The sequence below is a fragment of the Halolamina salifodinae genome (assembly GCF_017874235.1).
GTDB lineage: Archaea > Halobacteriota > Halobacteria > Halobacteriales > Haloferacaceae > Halolamina > Halolamina salifodinae.
The window spans coordinates 155,771-174,814 of the sequence record NZ_JAGGLC010000004.1; the positions used below are offsets into that span (position 1 = coordinate 155,771).

A 19,044-nucleotide genomic window follows, 5' to 3' on the forward strand; every position below is an offset into this window, starting at 1 on the left:
CTCGGCGGTTGGAGCCTGTCGGTGCAAAAGCTGTCGGTCGCGACGCGCGCCCGCGCGATTCAGCGGTCGGTGTCGGCGTCCGCACCCCCGTCGGTCCCGTCGCCATCACCGGCTTCTCCGCTGGATTCTGCCCCGGATCGGTCGCTGAGCGCCGCCGACTCGACGGCCTCGCGCTCCCCGCCCTCGCGGGTCGCGACCCGCGCCTCGCCGCTGGTGTCGTCGAACACCAGATGGCGGTGCGGGTAGGCCATCTCCACGTCGACGTCTTTCTCCTGCAGGCGCTCCCAGATGGCCGTCTGGACGCGCGAGCGGGCCGTCATCAGCTTGTACGGCCGGTCGACCCAGTAGCGAAGCGTCAGGATCACCGCGCTGTCGCCGTACTCGTCGATGTAGCAGGTCGGCCGCGCCGGGTAGCGTGCGGAACCGATGCGGATGTCCGGGCCGCCCTCGATGACCCCGTCGGCGGTGACCGCTGCGGACTCGAACAGGCTCCGGGCTGTGGCGATGTCGCTCTCGTAAGATATCGACACCGACACCGAGAGGCGGGTGCGCTCGTCCTCCGCCGAGAGGTTCGTCACCTTGTCCTGTCGGATCACGTCGTTCGGGATGACGAGGAACGTGTTGTCGAGCGTGAATATCTTCGTGTAGCGGATCGTGATGTCGTCGATGAACCCCCGGGTCCCGTCGGGGAGTTCGACCATATCGCCGATCTCGTAAGGCTCGTCAGCCAGCAGGAACAGGCCGTTGATCACCGATCCCACCAGCGGCGCCAGCACAATACCGACCACGGCGGAGAACACCGTGACCGAGAGGACGATGTTGCTCAGTTTGAGGCCCACCAGCCCCGCGCCGATGAGGACGAAAAACAGCGTGATCGTCGCGCGGATCGCCCGCAGCACGATCTGGGCGACGCTCTGGCGGCGGAACCGCTTGGCGACGGACCGGCCCAGCAGGCGCACGACGTACCGCGAGAGGATGTAGCCGACGGACCCGACCACCACCAGAAGCAGGAAGCTCAGCGCGGGCGAACTCCCCCAGTTGGGAGACAGCGTCGTGAGCCGGTCGATTACCCCATCGACCGACTGTATCGGGAGTGCTGGGCCCAAGCTCACAGCGGCCTATCCCGCCCCCTCAGAAAAAGCGTTGCCGTCGGTCCCGTCGCCGGCCAGTGCCGTCTCGAACGCCGGGAGTATCCACTTGGCCTGCGCGCCGTCCTCCACGAACACGATGGTCTGCGGGGGGTGGGCCGCCTTCGGACGGGCCCGGAGGCCCTCCGCCTCGGCTGTCTCGGCGACGGCCGCCGGGGCCACGCTGAACTCCACGTGGGCGCGGTCCGGTTGGACGTAGACGGCCGCGATCTCCTCGTCTGCCGCCGTGTCCCGGACGCGGTACGCCAGCGCCCCCTCGGGGACCGGCTCCACTTCGGGGTCGGCGTCGATCACCGCCAGCGCGTCGGGGCTGGCGCCGCTCTCCAACTCGGAGGCCAGCAGTTCGGCGATCCGGTGGCCGTCCCGCACGCGGTCGGCGCTCATTCGCCCACCACCGACCGGCGGGCCGCGGGCGCGACGTCCGCCACGTCGACGCCCTCGCGGCGGGCGTAGACGACCGCCGCGGCCTCGATTGTCAGCCCCAGTTCGCGCTGGAGTTCGTTGATCCCCGCGACCGCGGCCTGTTTCTCGACGCCGGCGTCGGTAACGCGGTCGAGTACCTTCTCGAAGGCGCTCTGCTCGCGCAGGATCGACGCGTCCGGGACGAACTCCTCGGGCACGTCGACGGCCTCGGGGTCGAACTGCGCGACCAACTCCCCCTCGTCGCGCGCGAGCAGCCCTCGGCCGAGCGCCACGTCGACCACGCGCTTTGCCTGGTCGGGGGAGAACCAGTCCCGGTCCAGCGAGAGCGCGACGACGAACTCGCCGTCGCCGAGCCGTTCCCGGCCCTCCTGCCGGAACGGGACGGCGACGGTGGCCTCCAAACTCATGCTCGTGAGGCGGGCGCGGGCGGGCCTAAGCGTTGCGGAGCGGCCACTCGGTCGCCAACCGTGTCCTCGCTGGCTCGACTCCGGCCGTGCGCCTCGCCGTCGCTCGGCGCTGGGCCGAGAGTCGAACGCTTCAAGTATTCCCTCGTCGTTTTCGCACGTATGCAGGACCAGGGACCCTCCCGACGCAAGCGCACCGGGGGTCGACTCGTTCGATCGCAGAAGAAGAAGCGACACCAGCTCGGCAACGAGCCCACCGAGACGACTGTCGGCGAGCCGCGGTTCCGCGTCGTCGACGCCCGTGGTGACAACCGCAAGATCCGCGCGCTCTCGACCAACACGGCCCAGGTCGCCGACGGCGAGGAGACCGTCGAGGCCGAGATCGAGGACGTGAGCGAGAACCCGGCGAACGTCAACTACGTTCGACGGAACATCATCACCAAGGGCGCCGTCATCGAGACCAGCGCCGGCACGGCCCGCGTGACCTCGCGACCCGGCCAGACCGGCCAGGTCAGCGCCGTCGTCATCGAAGAGTAATCGCGACTCGCGTTCTCCCGTTCTCCATACCTATCAGCGACTGCACCGGCGACGAGCTACGACTACGCCCGGCTCCCACCCTACGAGTGACAGTTGGTGAGGGGTCGGTGACGACTGTCGCCGCAGCGGTGACGGACACGGTCTTGAGTTTCGACGCCGCCGCCGACCTCACTGGCTGGAACGGCGCCGCCGTCGAGCACGGCGGGGCGGAGATAACCGGCGGCGAGTTCGCTTAAGGCGTCGGCGCCGCGTTCTGGAGCGCAGTCTCGGCGACGTTGCCGCCGTAGTCCGCCGAGCGGGAGAGCGAGTCGACGATCAGGCCCAGTAGCTGTGCCCGCGCGGGGTCGAGATCCCGGAGCAGTTCGTCGATCTCGCGGGCGTTGCTGTCGATCTCCTGGACGCGCTCGCGGGCACCGTTGGCCAGCCGGATCGCGTCGTCGTTCTCCGCGGCGAACAGCGCGGCCATCCCGTCGTCGATGACCGCGTCGGCGGCCTCGTGGAGTTCGCCGAGCGACTCGACGACTTCCGCGGGCGGGGTCTCTTCCAGTTCGAGCGAGAGGTGGGCGATCTTGGTCGCGTGGTCCGCGACGCGCTCGAGCTGTCGGGCGCTGGAATGGTAGTCGAAACAGGTCTCGCGGGGGAGGCCCAACTCCTCGGCGGCGGTGGGGCTGCGGAGCGTCGCCCGGAAGATCCGGGAGACGACCATGTAGAGGCGATCCACGTCGTCGTCGCGCTGGATCACGTCGTGGGCCAGGTCCGCGTCGGCGGTCGAAAGCGCCTCGACGGCGTCCGCGAGCATCGACGCGGCGATCAGCCGCATGCGGTCGACGGCGTTGTGGATCGATAGCTCCGAAGAGTCGAGCAGGTCCCGCACGACCACGCGGTCGCCCGTCTCCTCTAACACCTCCAGGCCGACCAGGCTCTGGGTCGCCTCACGGATCGTCCGGCGCTGGCCGGTCGTGATCCGGTCGGCCGTCAGCGTGATCACGTCGAATCCGGAGACGTACATAGTCATCACCGCGCGTCGAAGCTCTTCGCCCGCCAGTCCCGCGACGTCGAGGCTCCCTTCGGTCCGCTCCTCGTCGGAGACGGGAGTCAGAATCAACGAGTCGCCCTCGGGGTTGAACACGACACGGCTCCCGGCTTCCACGTCGTTGTCGGTCGCCCAGTCTTTGGGAATGGAGACTGTGAACGTGGAACCACCGGTCACCTGCACCTTCCGGGTCTCGGCCATGGGAGTACGTAGTCCCGGAACGGGTGATAAACGTTTCCCGAGTCTATATACTCCGAACGAGATCGGCGTATACGGTGGTCGTCGACGACCTTCGCCACGATCACTACCGAGCCCGATCAGTACGCCGCTCCTGTCGGCTGTCGAAGGAACCGCCCCAGGGGAGTCGGTACACTTCGGTTGGGGCCGGTGTCTACGTGCAGCTGGGTTTGTGGACTATGCTCATATATTGCACTATATAGATTTCATAGTAGTGTATTTACCTACGAGCGTGTTCCGGCTGAGTGATGGCAAAGAAGACCAACGGTGTCTCCCGACGTTCGTTCATGGCCGGTGTCGCTACCACGGGCGCCGTAGCGGCCGCGGGCTGTACGAGTAACACGGGTACCGAGACCGCTAGCGGGCTCTCCGGCAACATCGACATCTCGGGGAGTTCGACGGTGTTCCCCCTCGCGGTGGCGATGCGCGGGGAGTTCACCGCGGAGGAGATGCACCCGAACGTCGACATCTCGATCAACTCCACGGGGAGCGGCGGCGGCTTCACGAACTACTTCTGTACCGGCGACACGGACTTCAACAACGCCTCCCGCCCGATCTCCGAGACCGAGCAGGAGCAGTGTACGAACAACGACGTGACGCCGGTCGAACTCAAGGTCGCGACCGACGCGCTGACCGTCGTCGTCAACAACGACGCGAGCTGGTTCGGCGAGGACGGCGAGGAGTGCATCACCGTCGAGGATCTCGCGGAGGTCTGGGCGGCGGACTCGAAGCCGACGACCTGGAGCGACGTGAACAGCGACTGGCCCGACGAGGAGATCCAGCTCTACGGGCCCACTGACGCCTCCGGGACGTTCGACTACTTCCACGAGGAGATCCTCGGCGAGGAGACCGGCCACCGGACGGACTATCAGTCGACCGAACAGGACAACCAGATCATCAACGGCGTCGCCAACAGCGAGTACGCCATCGGCTACATGGGCTTTGCCTACTACTCCGAGAACACGGACCGCGTGACCGCGCTGGGCATCGACAACGGCGACGGCTGCGTGAAACCGACCCTCGAAACCGCAAGCAGCGGCGAGTACCAGCCGCTCTCGCGACCGCTGTTTACCTACCCCGCGCGGTCGGCGCTGGCCGAGGACCACGTCGCCGAGTTCGCGCGCTTCTGGCTCGAGAACAGCACCAACAAGGCCATCGTGGCCGACGAGGTCGGCTACGTGCCCAACACCGAGGCCGAACGCGACGAGAACCTCGACCGTCTCGACTCCGCAATCGAGGCCGAGTCGGAGTAGTCGTCGCGGTGAGCCGCACAACGAAGCGCTTTTTCGGGGATACACCGATGATTGATCCACATGAGCGGTGACTCGTCGACGGAGGCGCTGACCCGCCGGACACAGAACTCCTCCCGGGAGCTACTGGCGAAGGGGTTTTTCTTCGGCTGTGCGGCGCTCTCGGTCGCGACGACGCTGAGTATCATCGGCCTCCTGACGTTCGAGGCCGCGAAGTTCTTCAGTATCACCGCGCCGCTCGTGGGCATCGACGGCCCCACCGCGACGCTGACTGAGTTCTTTACGGGCAGCGAGTGGGGGCTGCAGGGCCCGAACCTCGGCGTCATGCCGCTGGTAGCGGTGACGCTGATGGTGACCATCGGCTCGGGGCTGATCGCCATCCCGCTCGGGGTGGCGACCGCGCTCTACCTCAGCGAGTACGCGAGCGAGCGCGCGCGCTCGTACCTCAAGCCCGCGCTCGAAGTGCTCGCGGGTGTGCCGTCGATCATCTACGGCATCTTCGCGGTAGCGTACATCACGCCCGCCCTCGACGCGCTGTTCGGCGTCGACGGCCTGTTCAACGTCGCCTCGGCCTGTATCGTCGTCGGCATCATGATCCTCCCGATGGTCGCCTCCGTCTCCGAGGACGCGATGCAGGCGGTGCCCGACGACCTGCGGCAGGCCGGCTACGGGATGGGCGCGACCAAGTACGACGTCTCCACGGGCGTCGTCGTCCCCGCGGCGGCGTCGGGAATCTTCTCCTCGTTCATCCTCGCGCTCTCGCGTGCCATCGGCGAGACCATGGCCGTGACGCTCGCGGGTGGCTCGCTCGCCCGGGAGTTCGACCCGACGAGCCTCTCCTCGTATCTCTCCTTGTTCGACCCCGAGTCGTATCTCGAACCCGGGATGACGATGACGGCGGCGATGATCCAACTCCTGACCGGCGACGTGACCGGCGGGGGGCTGGCCTACCGCAGCCTGTTCGCGGTGGGACTGGTGCTGTTCGTCATCACGCTGGGGATGAACGTACTGAGTGACCTGATCGCCCGACGCTACCAGGAGGACTACCAATGAGTGACACCGACGAGTTCGGCCGTGTCAGCCGCCGTGTCGGACAGCTGTTCCGTGGCGTGCTGCTGGCGTCGACGCTCGCGGGTATCCTGACACTCGCGGTGCTGCTGGTGTACGTCGCCAACGACGCGTTCCGGCCGCTGACGGCCGATCCCGGCTGGCATCTGACCTTCCTGCTCACGTTCGTCCTCCCGACGCTCGGCGTGGGCTGGTGGAGCTACCAGCGGAGCTACGGCACGCTGACGACGGGGCTGCTCGGCATCATGCTCCCGACTATCGCGGCGCTGTACGCCGGCGGCCTCGCCGCGCTGTTCATCGACGTGATCCCGACGCTGGTCTGGCTCTCCTTCGTCGTCGCGTTCGCGATCCCCGTGGGCGTCGTCGTCGCACTGGACCGCACCGAGCGCGACATCCCGTTCCTCGCGGAGATCACGGCCGTGCTGGCCGTGACCGCGGGATCGCTCCTGTTCGTACCGGATCTCGTGCAGGGGCTCCCGACGGTGCCCGCCGACTGGATGGTGCTCGTGCTGACCATCGGGATTCCGGAAGCACTACTGCTGGGCCGCTGGACACGCGGGCGCTGGGGCCGGCGTGCAGGGCTGACCACCGGCGCCGGTATCGTCGTCGGCAGCGCCGTCGCGGGCGTCCTCGGCACCGTCACCGGGGTCGGCGCGATCCCCGGCGTCGCACTCGCCCTGTTCGCGGGCGTGCCGACCGCGCTCTACCTCTCGGTCGTCGCTATCGAGCGACCCGAGCGCCGCGCCGGCCTGCTGCTCCCGGCGGTGATCGTCGGGGGTGCGCTCGTTGGCGAACTGTTCGTCGGCGCGCTCGGCTTCGCCGGCCCCGAGTCGTGGGTCGACTGGGGGTTCCTGACTAGCACCGTCCAGCGCGGGGCCGACCCCGGCGCGGTCGGGATCTACTCCGGAATCGTCGGCACGATCCTGCTGATGTTCACCGTGGCGGCCATCGCCATCCCGGCCGGCGTCGGCGCCGCGGTGTATCTCGAGGAGTACGCGCCCGACACGACGGTCACCCGCATCATCGACGTGAACATCAGCAACCTCGCCGGCGTCCCCAGCGTGGTGTACGGCCTGCTGGGGCTGGGGCTGTTCGTCCGCTACGGCGGGGCACAGACCGGGACGCTGCTGGTCGGCGGCGCGACGCTCGCACTGCTCGTGTTCCCCATCGTGATCATCTCCGCCCGCGAGGCGATCCGGGCGGTGCCCGACTCCGCGCGGCAGGCGTCCTACGGTATGGGCGCGACGCGCTGGCAGACCGTCAAGAACGTCGTGCTCCCGCGGGCGTTCCCGGGGATCCTCACTGGGACGATCCTCGCGCTCTCGCGAGCCATCGGCGAGACGGCGCCGCTGCTGGTGATCGGCGCGGCACAGGTGTTCGGAGTCCCCGACTCGTGGAACTCCACGGTCGGCGCGATGCCGCTCCAACTGTACGTCTGGGCGTCGACGTACGCCAGCCCGGCGTTCTACACCACCGTGCTCGCGGCGGGTATCGTGGTGCTGTTGACCGCGATGCTGAGCATGAACTCCATCGCCATCTACGTACGCAACCACTATGAGCAACGGTAACCAGGCATCGGACATGAGCGAGGGATCGAGCGGCGACGAGTACGCGGTCAGCGTCCCCGAGGGTCGGGGGCGGGATCGCGACGCCGACGGCGAGGCGTCGACGATCATCGAGAGCCGCGATCTGAGCGTCTGGTACAACGACGAACAGGCGCTCCAGTCGGTGAGCATGGAGATCCCCGAAAAGCGGGTGACCGCGATGGTCGGCCCCTCCGGCTGTGGGAAATCCACGTATCTCCGGAGCATCAACCGGATGAACGACCTGATCGACGCCGCGCGCGTCGAGGGCGAGATGCTGTTCAACGGGAAGAACGTCTACGACGACGACGTCGACCCGGTTGCGCTCCGGCGCCGCATCGGGATGGTGTTCCAGCAGCCAAACCCCTTCCCCAAGAGCATCTACGACAACGTCGCCTACGGCCTGCGCCTGCAGGACCGCACCGAGAACCTCGACGAGAAAGTCGAGGAGGCGCTGCGAAAGGCCGCGCTCTGGGACGAGGTGAAAGATCAGCTCGACCAGTCCGGCCTCGACCTCTCGGGCGGACAGCAGCAGCGACTCTGCATCGCCCGGGCCATCGCCGTCGACCCCGAGGTGGTGCTGATGGACGAGCCAGCGTCGGCGCTCGACCCCGTCGCCACCTCGAAGATCGAGGACCTGATCGACGAGATGGCCGAGGAGTTCACGGTCATCATCGTTACACACAACATGCAGCAGGCCGCCCGTATTTCCGACAAGACCGCCGTGTTCCTGACCGGCGGGGAGTTGGTGGAGTTCGACGACACCGACAAGGTGTTCGAGAACCCCGAGAACGACCGGGTTGAAGACTACATCACGGGGAAGTTCGGATAATGCCACGAGACGACTACCAACGACAGCTCGAATCGCTCCGCGAGGACGTGCTCTACATGGGGGAGGTCGTCGCCGAACGCCTCCGCATGGGGCTCGACGCCCTCGAACAGCAGGACGAGGCGCTCGGCCGCGAGGTCATCGACCGCGACGACGAGGTGAATCAGCTCTACCTCGACCTCGAACAGGACTGCATCGACCTGCTGGCGCTCCAGCAGCCAGTCGCGGGCGACCTGCGCTTTATCGCCTCCTCCTTTAAGATCATCACCGACCTCGAACGCATCGCGGATCTGGCGACCAACCTCGGGGGGTACGCCGAGGAGGCCCGCTACGAGGTGTTCCCGGACGTCGACGTCCAGCGCATCGGCGACGAGACCCTCGAGATGCTCGCGATGGCGATGGCGGCCTACGAGGACGAGGAACCAGAGGGCTGCTTCGGGGTCGCGGAGCGCGACGACGAACTCGACGCGCTCTGTGAGAACGCCTCGGAGATCATCGTCCGGGACCTGATCGAGAAGGAAACCGAGGACCGCGAGGAGGTCGAGGACCTGATGGCCGACGTGTCGCGGCTCCTCCTCACCGTGCGGGACTTAGAGCGCGTGGGCGACCACGCGGTCAACGTCGCCGCCCGCACGCTCTACATGGTCGAGAACTCCGACGAACTGATCTACTGATTGGCTGGCGGACTTTTGCTTTGAGCCGGAGTTGAGACAGTACGGCGATTGGGTGCGTTGAACAGCAGGAACAGCACCGCGGAGTTCCCAGGGCCACTTGTGACCGCACAGCGACCACACCGCGACCACGGCCTCCCCAGCCGACTCGCTCCCTCCGGCAGAGCAAGCTCTGCCGTGCTCTCGTTCGCTTCGTCGCCGGCGGCGTCGCCGCCGGCTGTCACCGAAAGCCGCTGGCTTTCGGTTGCCCGAGGGGCTTCGCTCCTCCCTGCTAGCGGAACCTTCGGTTCCGCCCCGCTCACGAGAACATACAGTCGCTCGTCCCTCGCGCTTGCTCACGCACATCGGCGCTCGCGCTTCGCGCCACCGCAGCCGGCGGTGACGACCGCAAGTGGCCAACTCTCGAGACGCTGGCACGGCCGGCGCAGGACGGGGAAAAACTCCTAATCGACGCCGCTACTCGCTCAACCGCGCGATCTCGCCCTCACGCAGGTCGATTTCGCTGGCGGCGACGTTCTCCCGCAGGTGCTCGACGCTCGACGTTCCCGGAATCGGGAGCGTCACGTCCGAACTCCCGAGCAGCCACGCCAGCGCGATCTGGTAGCGCGAGGCGTCGTGGGCCTCGGCGACGTCGTCGACGACCTCGGCTTTCTCGTCGAGATCGCCCGCGCCGATGGGGAAGTACGGGATGAAGCCGATGCCGGCATCCTCACAGGCGTCGAGCACGTCCTGATGCTCGCGGTTCGTGAGGTTGTACTCGTTCTGGACCGTCGCCACCTCGACGTGGTCGCGAGCGGTCTCCAACTGCTCGACGGAGACGTTGCTCACGCCGACGTTCTCGATCAGCCCGTCGTCTTTGAGTTCGCCGAGCGCGGCGACCGACGCCGCGAAGTCGGTGTCCGGGTCGGGCCGGTGGAACTGGTAGAGGTCGATACTGTCGACGCCGAGTCGGTCCAGCGACGCCAGCGCGGCGTTCTTGAGGTAGTCTGGGTCGCCGTTCGGGAGCCAGTCGCCGTCGGGGCTCCGGAGGAGGCCACCCTTCGTCGCGACGAGGGCGTCGTCGGCGTCCGGCCGACCGTCGCCGGTCGCACCCGTACCGACGACACCGGCCTCCCGGAGCAGGCGCTCGCTGGTTCCGGGGCCGTAGGAGTCCGCCGTGTCGATGAAGTCGACGCCGAGGTCGACTGCCTCTCTGGCGACTTCACGGGACGCCGCTTCGTCGTCGGGTGCCCCGATGATGTTCTCGCCACAGAGCCGCATCGCACCGAACCCCAGTCGGTGGACAGTGTACTCGCCGATGTCGAACGTGTCGCTCTGGTTCGTAGTCATACATGAACGAAACAGCCTCGCCGGGTTGGGCGTTGTGCTACCGGCAGCGCTACTCCATCCCCGATGCCGATAGCTCGTAGGCCTGCCCGTCGACACGGACGCGCCGAGTCGACCCGTCGTAGCCAATCGGCCCGTGGGCGTACCGTTCGAGCGTTCGGAGCCGGACCTCCTCGACGTCCTCCTCGACGAACGCGAGCGTGTTCCGGAGGCCGCGGTGCCACCGGCGCATCACCTGCTCGCGGATCAGCGTCTCCTCGGCCGAGTCGGCGCGAGTGAGCGTGAGCGTCACCGCATCCTCGCCGTCTTCGGACCACTCGGGGTTCGTCAAGGTGACAGTACTCCCGTCGCGTTCACTCGCCACGTCCTCGGTGGGAACGATCTCGATGGGGTCGCCCGTGAGTTCCACCATCGCGGCACTCGACGACGACTCGTCGCCGTAGCCAACACTCACTGCATAGCGCCCGCCGCCGAGGAAGGGGTACGCGCGGCCGTCCTCGGGCGGGAGGCTCCCGCCGCCGCCGTAGGCGTGGAGCGTCCACGACTTCGTCCCCGCGGGCGGAACCATCCGACAGTCGGCGGTCCGGACGTACGGGCCGAGGTCGAACCACTCGCCGTCGTGGAGTTTGTACACGTACCAGTGGCCACAGCCAAGCGCCTCCCGAGTGTGGTTGACGAACTGGAACGTAATACCCGCCGGGAGGTCGGTCTTCTCGGTCTCCGGCCAGAGGTACGCGGCCGTGGACTCGTCTGCCTCGTGGAACCACGTCACCCCACCCGCGTCGTCGTCCCCGTCGTCGCCTTCGTCACCCGCGAGCGAGGGGACCGACTCGCCGGCGAACCGCGACTCTTCGTCCGGACCCGGCGCGTCCGTCTCCCAGACGGTGATGCTGGTGTCGTTGTCGTCCCCAGCGCGGAGGAACTCGTAGACGCCCGTCGGTCGACCAGAGCCCTCGGGGTGGCCGACGACGGCGTACTCGCCGCGGACGGCCTCCCCGGCGTCGAGCGTGATCGTCTCGGGGAGCCAACGGTCGGTCTCGCCCGCCAGCCGCCAGATGCCGTCCGCGTCGCGTTCGACTTCGGGCGGGTCGTCGACGAGGTCGTGGTTCTCGGTCGGTGCGAGTACGAGGCTTCCTTGGTCACGGAGCCCTGCCCCCATCAGTCGCTCGTGGTGCTCACGTGGGGGTTCACTGGTCGAACGGCCAAAGGGCGGGAACCAGTCGAGGTCGAACTGCTCGGGGTACTTGTCGGTGTTCTGGATCGAGGCGATCAGTCGAGCGGGGGAGTCGGCGGTTGCGGTGGCGTCGAAGCGCATCCGGACTTCCGCGCCGTCTTCGGTGCGGTATCGCATCGGCGAGAGCGCGTACGTCCGGTCGACAGTTTCGAGGTCGACGATGCTTGCGCCCCAGAGTTGGTTCCCGTCCAGTCGGACCACCTCGTCGGGCGTGCTGTTCGACTCGGTTCCGTCGGGCGTCGACTGGTTGGTGTCGGTCTCGGTCGGGTCGCTCGCGCTACAGCCAGCGAGCAGGGCAGTCCCGCTGGCCAGCGTCGCGAGGAGGGCGCGTCGGCGCATACCTACAGGTGGGACTGGCAACTAAAAGGTCGTTGTGTAAGGAAAAAGCGCGTTTTGTGCCTACTGGAACCCGAGGCGGTTCCCGGTGCGCTCGCGGCCCGCGTTGGCGTTGCCCCGGAACTCCTCCTCGACGCCCTCGTAGTAGTCCATCAGGTCCTCGGTAATGGTCGGCCGCACCGACTCGATGGCCTGCCGGAAGTGACTCATCGCTACTTCCTCGGCATCGTCGGCGTCACGCAGCGCCTCGATGGCGGCCTCGCGACAGATCGACTCGAGGTCGGAGCCGACGTAGCCGTCGGTGATCTCCGCGATCTCCTTCAGGCTCACATCGGGGGCCAGCGGCGTGTCCTGGGTGTGGATCTCGAGGATCTTCTCGCGACCCGCCTGATCGGGCGCGCCGACCATCACGAGGCGGTCGAACCGGCCCGAGCGGATCAGCGCGGGGTCGATCATGTCCGGGCGGTTGGTGGCGGCGATCACCATCACCTCGCCCATCTCTTCGAGCCCGTCGAGTTCGGTCAGGAGCTGATTCACGACGCGCTCGGAGACGTTCGTCCCCGCCTCCTGGCCCCGACTCGGCGCGAGCGAGTCGAGTTCGTCGAAGAAGATGACGGTGGGCGAGACCTGCTGGGCCTTCCGGAACGTCTGCCGGATCGCCTTCTCGGACTCGCCGACCCACTTCGAGAGCAGCTGCGGCCCGCGCACCGAGATGAAGTTGGCGTTGGTCTCGTTGGCGACGGCTTTCGCCATCAGCGTCTTCCCGGTCCCGGGCGGGCCGTACAGCAGTACGCCCTTCGGGGCTTCGACGCCCATCCGGTCGAACTTCTCGGGACTGGAGAGGGGCCACTCGACGGCCTCCTTGATCTGCTGTTTGGGCTGCTCGAGGCCGCCAACGTCGTCCCACGTGATCTTGGGGAGTTCGACCAGTACCTCCCGCATCGCGCTGGGTTCGACCTCGTTGAGCGCGCCGCGGAAGTCTCCCTTCTTGACGATCATCCGGTCGATCAGGCTGGGCGGGACCTCCTCCTCGTCGAGGTCGATCTCGGGGAGGTAGCGCCGCAGCGCCTTCATCGCCGCCTCCTTGCTCAGACTCTCGATGTCGGCGCCGACGAAGCCGTGGGTCTCGTCGGCGAGGTGGTTGAGGTCGACATCGTCCGAGAGCGGCATCCCGCGGCTGTGGATCTGTAGGATCTCCTTGCGTCCGGTCTCGTCGGGGACACCGATCTCGATCTCACGGTCGAACCGGCCGGGACGGCGGAGCGCGGGGTCGACGCTGTCGACGCGGTTGGTGGCGCCGATGACGATGACCTGCCCGCGCGAGTCGAGGCCGTCCATCATCGTCAGCAGTTGGGCGACGACGCGGCGCTCGACCTCGCCGGTCACGTCCTCGCGCTTGGGTGCGATGGAGTCGAGTTCGTCGATGAAGACGATGGAGGGGCTGTCGTCTTTGGCGTCCTCGAAGATCTCCCGCAACTGCTGTTCGGACTCACCGTAGTACTTCGAGATGATCTCCGGGCCGGCGATGGAGAAGAAACTCGCGGAGGTCTCGTTGGCGACGGCCTTCGCGAGCAGCGTCTTCCCGGTGCCGGGCGGGCCGTGGAGCAGCACCCCCTGGGGTGGCTCGATGCCGAGTTTGTTGAAGATCTGGGGGTGCTTCATCGGCAGTTCGACCATCTCCCGGACGCGCTGGATCTCGTCCTCGAGGCCGCCGATGTCCTCGTAGGTGATCCCGCCGCCGGTCTTGTCGAAGCCCGAAATCGGCTCCTCGCGGAGTTCGACCTCGGTCTCCTCGGTGACCAGACAGACGCCGTCGGGTTCGGTCTCGACGGCGATCAGCGGGATCGCCTGCCCGGGAGAGCGCATGAACGGGTGGTTCGTGCTGGACATCACGGGGACGATGTCGCGCTCGACCACCGGGCGCTTGAGGATCTGCCGTTTGACCATGCCGGCGGCTTCCGAGCCGAACTGCACCGACGCCTCCTCCGGCGGCGCGAGGGTGAGCTTCTCGGCGGTCTCGGCCTCGGCCTTCCGGATGGTGACGCGTTCGCCGATGCTCACGTCGGCGTTCTGCCGGGTGAAGCCGTCGATGCGCACCGTGTCGGTGTTCCAGTCCTGTCGATCGGCGCGCCAGACCTTCGCGGCCGTGGTCTCGGCGCCCTCGATCTCGATGATGTCCCCGGGGGAGAGCTTCAAGTGGAGGAGCGTGTCGGGGTCGAGCCGAGCGATGCCACGGCCCGAGTCGTTCGGGTACGCTTTCGCGACTTCCAGTTGGACTTCGTTCATGAGTAACCCGGAATGAGTTGTCTGGAAGTAGTTCGCCTCCGCGCATAAGTGTGGCGTTAGGGTGAGGGGGTTTCGCATGGATTGGAGTACTTTCGTGAGGCGGGGACGTGGCGGGGATTCGGGGTTGGTGTTGGCTTGGTCCGGGCTGGTGGGGACCGCGACAGCGACAGCAGCTCTATCGTTGGCAAATTGTGACCGCCGGGCGCCGGGGATGAACCCCGGTCACCAGAAATCTCCGATTTCTGGTTGGCAGCCGAGAATCGCAGATTCTCGGCGACGGCGCAGTACCGAGTCCCCACCCCTCCCCCCGCGCTCGCGGCAGGCGCGAGCGCGAGGCGTCCACCGCTCCGCAGCCGCGGCGGCTGCGGCGCGAAGCGTTCGCGTCGACGGACGCGAACCAAGCGCGAGGGATGAAGGAGCGAAGCGACTGAATCGGCTGGGGAGGCGGTGGCTGCAGTGCGGCGCCGTGCGGTCACAAGTGGCCATGGGAACTCCGCGGTCGTGTTCGCGGTTGCTGTCGCTAAGCCCACCGGAACATCCATCGAACGCGATCCGAAACGTGAACCACATCCGACTAACTCCCGAGCCCTTTCGTACCACCCCGCGTTACCACCCCCAATGAGCGATCCCGTCCCCACCGGCTGTGCGCCCCTCGACGACCTGCTCGGCGGCGGCTTCGAGCGTGGCACCGTCACGCAGGTGTACGGCGAACCGGCGGCGGGGAAAACGAACGTCGCGCTCTCGGCGGCCGTCGAAGCCGCGGTCGGCGGCGGCCGCGCGCTGTACATCGACACCGAAGGCCTCTCCATCGACCGCTTCCGTCAGATCGTCGAGGGCAAAACCGACGCCGAGGAGTTCGAGGAGGTCGCCGGCCGCATCGTCGTCTCCGAAGCGTACGACTTCGACGAGCAGGCCGAGGCAGTCCGGGACGCAGAAGAGTTCGCCGACTCCGTCGACCTGATCGTCCTCGACTCCGCGACGGGGTTCTACCGCCTCGAACGCGCCGGCGACGACGCCAGCGGCCAGTCCCTCCGAAAAGTCGCCAGCCAGGTCACCCACCTGCTCTCGCTGGCCCGGAAACACGACCTCGCGGTCGTCATCACCAACCAGGTGTTCCGCGACCCCGACGCCGACCGAACCCGGGGGCTGGGCGGGAACACGCTGGAGCACTGGACCGGCGTGGTGCTACGGCTAGAGCGGTTCCGCGGCGGTAACCGCCGCGCGGCGCTGGAGAAGCACCGTTCGAAAGCAGCAGGACAGACGGCGACGTTCCGAATCACCGAGGACGGGCTCGGCGCCGCCGAGGACTTCTGAGTCAAGCCGACTCTTTCTTGCCGAACCCGACGGTACCCGAATAGCAGAACCCGGAAGTCGCGCGATTCAGCCGGAGATGTGCTGTCGGGAGAGTAGTACTGCGAACGAGCGAAGCGAGTGAGCAGGCCAAGAGCCGACCGGAGTTCCCGCGAGCATCGCGAGCGGGAGCACGGGAGAGCTTCGCTCTCCCGGAGGGAGGCTCGCAGGCTTTTGGTCGAGCTTTTGCAAGGGCCCTCCGGGGCCCGCAGCAAAAGGTCGTTTTAGAGCTCGTTCAGCTTCCGGAGGAGCTGGCCGCGGTACTCCTCGTCGGCCTTCACACCCTTCAGTTCGAGCACGTTCCGCTCCAGGCGGTCGAGCGCGACGTGGAACGCGTGGTCGGCGCCGTAGCCCTCGCCGGAGCCGGCGACCTGCCCCTGCGTGGTTCGCAGGCGGATCTGACACCGGATCAGCGGCGTGCCACGGAGCTTCTCCTTGTGCTGGGTGAAGCGCACGTGGGCGTGGAGCACGTTCATCTCCTGGAACTTGTCGACGACCTGCGTGACGTCCTCGACCAGCGCCTCGCGGGTGAGGTCGTCCAGGAGGTTGATGTTCGTGATCTGGACGTTCATCGACTCCTGCTCGGTGAGCGAGAGCGCGCGCAGCACGTCGGTCTTCGTGATCACGCCGGCCACGTCGGCGCCGTCGGGCGTCGCCGTCACGACCAGCCCCGAGATGCCGTTGTCGAACATCACCGACACCGCGTCCTCGACGGTCTCGCCCGGCGTGATCGTGTTGACTGGACTCGACATCAGGTCGTAGACGGGGATGTCGAGCATGCGGTCGATCTCGCCACGACGGTCTTTCGACCCCTGGCGCTCCTCGTCGCGGACCGCGAACTCCACGATGTCGTTGGTCGTGAGGATCCCCGTCAGTTCGGCAGACTCGTTGACGACCGGGATCCGGGAGATACCGTGCTCGCGCAGGCGGTTGATCGCCTTGCCGACGTGGTCGTCCTCGGTGATCGTGACGACCGAGGTGGTCGCGATGTCGCCGACGGTGATGGCCTCGAGGTTCTCGTGGACCGCGCGCAGGATGTCGTCGGCGGCGACGATACCCCAGAGGTTCTCACCCTCGTAGACGGGCGCGACCTTCACGTCGCCCTCGACGAGAACGCGACAGACCTCGCGCACGTCGTCGTGGCGGCCGACTTTCGGAGGGCTCCCGCCACTCCGGGAGGAGCGCACGATGGCCGACACCTTGGTGTCGTCCTCGACGTGTGACTGAATCAGCTGTTTCTCCCGCAGCACGCCGATGCAGTCACCGTTCTCCATCACGACGATCCCTTTCAGGTTCTCCCGTTCGAACAACGACCGGACCTTCGCGACACGCGTGTCGGCGTCGACCTCGGCGAACTCCTCGACGGCAATATCGGAGATATCCATAAGCAGTTCGAAGTTCCCCCGGAGAGCCCTTGAAACTTGTCGCCCCCATGTGAGTCGTCACCGCGCACCAGTACCGCCCGCCGACGCCGACCCGAGCCCCCGGCAGGCGTGGCCGTGTTGGCGGTCGAGCCAGATCTGGGGCGGCTCCGAACCCGGAGCGTTCTTTGGGCTGGCCGTCCCAGCCGATGAACCATGCACGATCACGGAGCGACCGGGCGCGCGGCGCTAGCCCGCCGTGCAGCGGTCGCGGGCGGCGACGTCGCGGCAGAGTTCTTCCGTACCGGCGTCGCCGTCGAGACGAAAGCCGGGAAGACCGACGTGGTGACGGAGGCCGACCGCGCCGCCCAGCGCGAGGTCGAGGAGATCATCCGCGAGGAGCGCCCGGCGGAACCGATTGTCGGCGAGGAGGGCGACGCGCTGAAAGCCGTCCCCGAGACGGGCCCGGCGTGGATCATCGACCCCATCGACGGCACCAACAGCTTCGTCCGGGAACTGACGACGTGGGTCACCTCGGTGGCCTGCGTCGTCGACGGCCTGCCGGTCGCGGCCTGTAACGTCCTACCCGCACTCGACGACGTGTACACCGCCGATAGCGAGGCCGCCTACCGCAACGGCACCGAGATTTCGGTCTCGACGGTTTCGGACCCCGAGCGCGCGGCCGTTGTCCCGACAGTCTGGTGGCCCCGCGAGCGTCGCGACGAGTACGCTCGCGCGTGTGAAGCCATCGTCCGCCGCTTCGCGGACCTCCGGCGCCCGGGCAGCGCGCAGGCCGCGCTGTCGATGGTCGCCGCCGGCGCCGTCGAGGGTGTGATCACCAACGTCCACACGAAGCCGTGGGACACCATCGCCGGCGTCCACCTGATCCGGCAGGCCGGCGGGCAGGTGACCGACCTCCGGGGGGAGCGCTGGCACCACGACGCTCGGGGGCTGGTCGCCTCGAACGGGGAACTCCACGAGGAGATGGTGGCTGGGGCCCAAGAGATCGATGGATAGCTGGACTCGGTAGCCGCAACCCCAAAGGACCCCCACCTCCCACCTCGGGTATGGAACTCGACGAGACGGACCGGCAGATCCTCCGGATCCTGCAGGAGGACGCCCGGACGCCGTTCAGCGAGGTCGCTCGCCGGATCGATATGTCCAGTGCGACCGTCCACGACCGGGTGAGCCGGATGGAGGAGGCGGGCGTGATCAAGGGCTACCACGCCGACATCGACGCCCGGGAGGTGGGCTACGGCGTCAGCGCGTTCGTCGGCCTGCGAACCGATCAGGGGCGCGAGGACGAGGCGCTCGCCCATCTCGCCGGCCTGCCGGAGGTGAAGGAGGTCCACCTGACCACCGGCGAGTGGGACGTGATGGTGCGCGTCTACGCCGAGGACACCGACGCGCTCCGGGAACTGATGTTCGACCACATCGCTGGCACGGAGGGGTTCGCGCGCTCCCAGACGATGGTCGTCCTCGGCACCGACTACGAGGCCGACGGCCTCCCGATCTAACCGACGTACTGGGCCTCGGCGGAGTTGCGGTCGGGGCCGAACGCGACGATTTCGGCGTCGATCACGTCGCCAACGTCGACGCCATCCGGGACGCCGTCGACGAAGATGACGAACCCCTGCTTCTTGCAGACCCCGGCACGCTCGCCGGAGTGGTGGGCCCGGAACTCCTTGACCGCCAGCGAGACGCTGTCCCCGATGTCGACCGGCGGGGCGCGCTCGGTCGCCTGCTCGTGGGCCTCGTGTGACGCCGCGCGCTGGGCCTGCTCGATCCCGTCGGCCTTCCCCTTCCGGTAGCTCCCGAAGACGACGAGCACCACCGCGACGGCGGCGCCCGCGAGCACCTGCAGCGAAACTGTGACCATGGCTGCTGTCCGGGTGGGGAAAGGGTAACAGTAGTGGCTACGTGCGGTGCCCGAGACCGCAACCCTGAAGCCCCATGCTGTGCCCTTTC

The 19,044-nt window shown here is 67.5% G+C and carries 19 protein-coding genes; 10 read left to right on the forward strand and 9 right to left on the reverse strand.

Features of this window, described 5'->3' with window-relative positions:
* Window positions 1–59: 59 nt before the first annotated feature.
* The 3 genes from J2753_RS10245 to J2753_RS10255 are packed head-to-tail and all read right to left on the reverse strand — an operon-like array spanning window position 60 to window position 1,978.
* Window positions 60–1,112: a mechanosensitive ion channel family protein gene (locus J2753_RS10245; protein WP_379810342.1), complete on the reverse strand. Its 1,053-nt coding sequence runs from the start codon at window positions 1,110–1,112 to the stop codon at window positions 60–62.
* Between the two features lie 6 nt (window positions 1,113–1,118).
* Window positions 1,119–1,532: a hypothetical protein gene (locus J2753_RS10250; RefSeq protein WP_209491937.1), complete on the reverse strand. Its 414-nt coding sequence runs from the start codon at window positions 1,530–1,532 to the stop codon at window positions 1,119–1,121.
* A complete protein-coding gene (locus J2753_RS10255) occupies window positions 1,529–1,978 on the reverse strand; it encodes a DUF2240 family protein (protein WP_209491939.1) in 450 nt (149 codons plus the stop codon). Before J2753_RS10255 ends, J2753_RS10250 begins: the two co-directional genes overlap by 4 nt.
* A gap of 159 nt (window positions 1,979–2,137) precedes the next feature.
* Here J2753_RS10255 and J2753_RS10260 point away from each other — a divergent pair, with 159 nt between their 5' ends.
* Together J2753_RS10260 and J2753_RS10265 are read left to right on the forward strand one after the other, a co-directional pair.
* Window positions 2,138–2,512, forward strand: coding sequence for a 30S ribosomal protein S8e (locus J2753_RS10260; protein ID WP_209491941.1), 375 nt, complete (start codon window positions 2,138–2,140; stop codon window positions 2,510–2,512).
* 86 nt (window positions 2,513–2,598) lie between these two features.
* A complete protein-coding gene (locus J2753_RS10265) occupies window positions 2,599–2,748 on the forward strand; it encodes a hypothetical protein (RefSeq protein ID WP_209491942.1) in 150 nt (49 codons plus the stop codon).
* Here the strand turns inward: J2753_RS10265 and J2753_RS10270 are convergent.
* A complete protein-coding gene (locus J2753_RS10270; protein ID WP_209491944.1) occupies window positions 2,745–3,746 on the reverse strand; it encodes a phosphate signaling complex PhoU family protein in 1,002 nt (333 codons plus the stop codon). The two genes, J2753_RS10265 and J2753_RS10270, sit on opposite strands and share 4 nt — an antisense overlap.
* Window positions 3,747–4,030: 284 nt before the next feature.
* On the opposite strand from J2753_RS10270, the gene J2753_RS10275 reads away from it, so the two are divergent.
* Genes J2753_RS10275 through phoU form a run of 5 tightly spaced genes read left to right on the forward strand, consistent with a single transcriptional unit; the run spans window position 4,031 to window position 9,186 of the window.
* Entirely contained in the window at window positions 4,031–5,035 is a 1,005-nt protein-coding gene (locus J2753_RS10275; protein WP_209491946.1) for a PstS family phosphate ABC transporter substrate-binding protein, read from the forward strand.
* 60 nt (window positions 5,036–5,095) lie between these two features.
* Window positions 5,096–6,085: a phosphate ABC transporter permease subunit PstC gene (gene pstC, locus J2753_RS10280; RefSeq protein WP_209491948.1), complete on the forward strand. Its 990-nt coding sequence runs from the start codon at window positions 5,096–5,098 to the stop codon at window positions 6,083–6,085.
* The gene (gene pstA, locus J2753_RS10285) at window positions 6,082–7,668 is read left to right on the forward strand and encodes a phosphate ABC transporter permease PstA (RefSeq protein WP_209491950.1); all 1,587 of its coding nucleotides are present in this window, start codon (window positions 6,082–6,084) and stop codon (window positions 7,666–7,668) included. Before pstC ends, pstA begins: the two co-directional genes overlap by 4 nt.
* Before the next feature lie 13 nt (window positions 7,669–7,681).
* The gene (gene pstB, locus J2753_RS10290) at window positions 7,682–8,515 is read left to right on the forward strand and encodes a phosphate ABC transporter ATP-binding protein PstB (protein ID WP_209491952.1); all 834 of its coding nucleotides are present in this window, start codon (window positions 7,682–7,684) and stop codon (window positions 8,513–8,515) included.
* The gene (gene phoU, locus J2753_RS10295; RefSeq protein ID WP_209491954.1) at window positions 8,515–9,186 is read left to right on the forward strand and encodes a phosphate signaling complex protein PhoU; all 672 of its coding nucleotides are present in this window, start codon (window positions 8,515–8,517) and stop codon (window positions 9,184–9,186) included. Before pstB ends, phoU begins: the two co-directional genes overlap by 1 nt.
* Before the next feature lie 453 nt (window positions 9,187–9,639).
* Here the strand turns inward: phoU and J2753_RS10300 are convergent, their stop codons facing one another.
* From J2753_RS10300 to J2753_RS10310, 3 genes are read right to left on the reverse strand one after another with little or no spacing between them, the layout of a single operon-like run.
* A complete protein-coding gene (locus tag J2753_RS10300; RefSeq protein WP_209491955.1) occupies window positions 9,640–10,512 on the reverse strand; it encodes an aldo/keto reductase in 873 nt (290 codons plus the stop codon).
* A 49-nt stretch (window positions 10,513–10,561) separates the two neighbouring features.
* Window positions 10,562–12,082, reverse strand: a complete 1,521-nt coding sequence (locus J2753_RS10305; protein WP_209491956.1) for a hypothetical protein — start codon at window positions 12,080–12,082, stop codon at window positions 10,562–10,564.
* Between the two features lie 60 nt (window positions 12,083–12,142).
* Window positions 12,143–14,365 (reverse strand): CDC48 family AAA ATPase, encoded by a 2,223-nt coding sequence (locus tag J2753_RS10310; protein ID WP_209491957.1) that lies wholly within the window; start codon window positions 14,363–14,365, stop codon window positions 12,143–12,145.
* 618 nt (window positions 14,366–14,983) lie between these two features.
* Between J2753_RS10310 and radB the strand changes: the two genes are divergently transcribed.
* Window positions 14,984–15,679 carry a DNA repair and recombination protein RadB gene (radB, locus tag J2753_RS10315; protein WP_209491958.1) on the forward strand — a complete coding sequence of 232 codons (696 nt, stop codon included), beginning with the start codon at window positions 14,984–14,986 and terminating at the stop codon, window positions 15,677–15,679.
* A gap of 260 nt (window positions 15,680–15,939) precedes the next feature.
* On the opposite strand, the gene J2753_RS10320 is transcribed toward radB, so the two are convergent.
* Window positions 15,940–17,100 (reverse strand): CBS domain-containing protein, encoded by a 1,161-nt coding sequence (locus J2753_RS10320; protein ID WP_209491959.1) that lies wholly within the window; start codon window positions 17,098–17,100, stop codon window positions 15,940–15,942.
* Window positions 17,101–17,292: 192 nt separating this feature from the next.
* Between J2753_RS10320 and J2753_RS10325 the strand changes: the two genes are divergently transcribed.
* Window positions 17,293–18,093 carry an inositol monophosphatase family protein gene (locus J2753_RS10325; RefSeq protein ID WP_209491960.1) on the forward strand — a complete coding sequence of 267 codons (801 nt, stop codon included), beginning with the start codon at window positions 17,293–17,295 and terminating at the stop codon, window positions 18,091–18,093.
* A 50-nt stretch (window positions 18,094–18,143) separates the two neighbouring features.
* On the forward strand, window positions 18,144–18,593 hold the full coding sequence (locus J2753_RS10330) for an Lrp/AsnC family transcriptional regulator (RefSeq protein ID WP_209491961.1): 450 nt from the start codon (window positions 18,144–18,146) through the stop codon (window positions 18,591–18,593).
* Here the strand turns inward: J2753_RS10330 and J2753_RS10335 are convergent.
* Window positions 18,590–18,955, reverse strand: coding sequence for a hypothetical protein (locus tag J2753_RS10335; protein ID WP_209491962.1), 366 nt, complete (start codon window positions 18,953–18,955; stop codon window positions 18,590–18,592). The two genes, J2753_RS10330 and J2753_RS10335, sit on opposite strands and share 4 nt — an antisense overlap.
* Window positions 18,956–19,044: the final 89 nt, after the last annotated feature.

Excerpts from the sequence above, each read along its gene's own strand:
- J2753_RS10250 (WP_209491937.1), bottom strand. The coding sequence starts at position 1,532 with ATGAGCGCCGACCGCGTGCGGGACGGCCACCGGATCGCCGAACTGCTG.
- J2753_RS10255 (WP_209491939.1), bottom strand. The coding sequence starts at position 1,978 with ATGAGTTTGGAGGCCACCGTCGCCGTCCCGTTCCGGCAGGAGGGCCGG.
- J2753_RS10260 (WP_209491941.1), top strand. The coding sequence starts at position 2,138 with ATGCAGGACCAGGGACCCTCCCGACGCAAGCGCACCGGGGGTCGACTC.
- J2753_RS10270 (WP_209491944.1), bottom strand. The coding sequence starts at position 3,746 with ATGGCCGAGACCCGGAAGGTGCAGGTGACCGGTGGTTCCACGTTCACA.
- J2753_RS10275 (WP_209491946.1), top strand. The coding sequence starts at position 4,031 with ATGGCAAAGAAGACCAACGGTGTCTCCCGACGTTCGTTCATGGCCGGT.
- pstC (WP_209491948.1), top strand. The coding sequence starts at position 5,096 with ATGAGCGGTGACTCGTCGACGGAGGCGCTGACCCGCCGGACACAGAAC.
- pstA (WP_209491950.1), top strand. The coding sequence starts at position 6,082 with ATGAGTGACACCGACGAGTTCGGCCGTGTCAGCCGCCGTGTCGGACAG.
- pstB (WP_209491952.1), top strand. The coding sequence starts at position 7,682 with ATGAGCGAGGGATCGAGCGGCGACGAGTACGCGGTCAGCGTCCCCGAG.
- phoU (WP_209491954.1), top strand. The coding sequence starts at position 8,515 with ATGCCACGAGACGACTACCAACGACAGCTCGAATCGCTCCGCGAGGAC.
- J2753_RS10300 (WP_209491955.1), bottom strand. The coding sequence starts at position 10,512 with ATGACTACGAACCAGAGCGACACGTTCGACATCGGCGAGTACACTGTC.
- J2753_RS10305 (WP_209491956.1), bottom strand. The coding sequence starts at position 12,082 with ATGCGCCGACGCGCCCTCCTCGCGACGCTGGCCAGCGGGACTGCCCTG.
- J2753_RS10310 (WP_209491957.1), bottom strand. The coding sequence starts at position 14,365 with ATGAACGAAGTCCAACTGGAAGTCGCGAAAGCGTACCCGAACGACTCG.
- radB (WP_209491958.1), top strand. The coding sequence starts at position 14,984 with ATGAGCGATCCCGTCCCCACCGGCTGTGCGCCCCTCGACGACCTGCTC.
- J2753_RS10320 (WP_209491959.1), bottom strand. The coding sequence starts at position 17,100 with ATGGATATCTCCGATATTGCCGTCGAGGAGTTCGCCGAGGTCGACGCC.
- J2753_RS10325 (WP_209491960.1), top strand. The coding sequence starts at position 17,293 with ATGCACGATCACGGAGCGACCGGGCGCGCGGCGCTAGCCCGCCGTGCA.
- J2753_RS10330 (WP_209491961.1), top strand. The coding sequence starts at position 18,144 with ATGGAACTCGACGAGACGGACCGGCAGATCCTCCGGATCCTGCAGGAG.
- J2753_RS10335 (WP_209491962.1), bottom strand. The coding sequence starts at position 18,955 with ATGGTCACAGTTTCGCTGCAGGTGCTCGCGGGCGCCGCCGTCGCGGTG.